General features: G+C 67.0%; 2 protein-coding genes. Both read right to left on the minus strand.

Annotation, left to right across the window (positions count from 1 at the left end):
* Positions 1–30: 30 nt before the first annotated feature.
* The gene (locus HAV39_RS42010; protein ID WP_191844656.1) at positions 31–957 is read right to left on the minus strand and encodes an IS3 family transposase; all 927 of its coding nucleotides are present in this window, start codon (positions 955–957) and stop codon (positions 31–33) included.
* A complete protein-coding gene (locus HAV39_RS42015) occupies positions 954–1,265 on the minus strand; it encodes a transposase (RefSeq protein ID WP_191844657.1) in 312 nt (103 codons plus the stop codon). The genes HAV39_RS42010 and HAV39_RS42015 overlap by 4 nt, the downstream gene beginning before the upstream one ends.
* Positions 1,266–1,331 lie beyond the last annotated feature (66 nt).

Here is a 1,331-nt window from a genome sequence, read left to right on the forward strand (position 1 = left end):
TGAGGTTCCCCCGATAATCCGGAGAGGTGGCTAGCAGGCTACGGCCTGCTCAAGGGTGGTGTTCACGGGGTCGGGTGTATCGATGTTCTTTGCGTACCAGGCGGCTTCGTACTCGTCCGGGGACAGCCAGCCGAGGTCCTTCTGGATGCGTTCGCGGTTGTACCAGCCGTCGATGTAGGCGAAGATCGCGTTCTCGGCGTCGTCTCGGGTCCGCCACGAGTTTCGGTAGACCAGTTCGATCTTCAACGTGGAGAAGAAGTTCTCCATCAGCGCGTTGTCATACGAGTCCCCAACAGACCCCATCGAGGGCAGGATCCCGTTGTCGGCCAACCGTTCCGAGAACCGGATCGATGTGTAGGTCGACCCGCGGTCGCTGTGATGGATCAACTGCCCGTCGCGCACGTCGCGCGACCAGATCCCGTACTCCAGAGCGCCCAGGACCAGGTCGGTGTTGCACCGGTCGGAGGTCTTCCAGCCGACGATGCGGTTGGAGAACGCGTCACGGACCGCGGCCAGCCACAGCACGCCCTGCCCGGTCACGATCCGGGTCGCGTCGGCGACCCACAGCCGGTTCGGGGCGCCGGCGGTGAAGTCCCGGTTGACCAGGTCCGGCGCCGGATCGGCCCTCGGGTTCTGCTTGGTGGACCCGCCGCGCCAGCCGCGGCGCAGGAACGCGCCCTGCAGGTCATGCGTGCGCATCAGCCGCTCGACCCGCTTGCGCCCGACACGGATGCCGCGGCGGGCCAACGTCGCGTGCACCCGCGGGCTGCCATACGTCTGCCCGGACCGGTCGTGGATGTCGACGATCTCGGTCAGCAGCCCACGGTCCTCGACCTCCCGCACGCCGGGGTCGGCCTCGCGGGCCACCCAGCCGTAGTAGGTCGACGGCGCGATCTGCAGGACCCGGAGGATGGGCTCGACCCCGAAGCGGTCACGCAGCTCGGTCACGAGCTTCATGACCGTCGCCGGGTCGGGTCGAGTTCCGAGGCGAAAAAAGCCGAGGCGGCTTTCAAGATCTCATTGGCTCTGCGCAGCTCAGCGTTCTCCCGGCGCAGCCGGCGCAGTTCCTCGGCCTCGGCGGTGGTCGGCTGGTGGAAACGCTCACCGTGATCGGCCTGGTCCTGGCGGATCCAGTTGCGCAGCGCCTCAGGATGCACGCCGAGCTGCTCGGCCAGGCGCTTGATCACCGGTTTGGGGTCGGACTCCCGGTAGAGCCGCACAGCGCGCTGGCGCAGCTCGTCCGGGTACTTGCGAGGGGCGGGCACGAAAACCTCCTGGTCAGGGTCTATCAGACCATGATCGAAAGTCTCCGGGTTATCGGGGGAACCTCA

The sequence above is a fragment of the Catellatospora chokoriensis genome (assembly GCF_011297315.1).
GTDB lineage: Bacteria > Actinomycetota > Actinomycetes > Mycobacteriales > Micromonosporaceae > Catellatospora > Catellatospora citrea.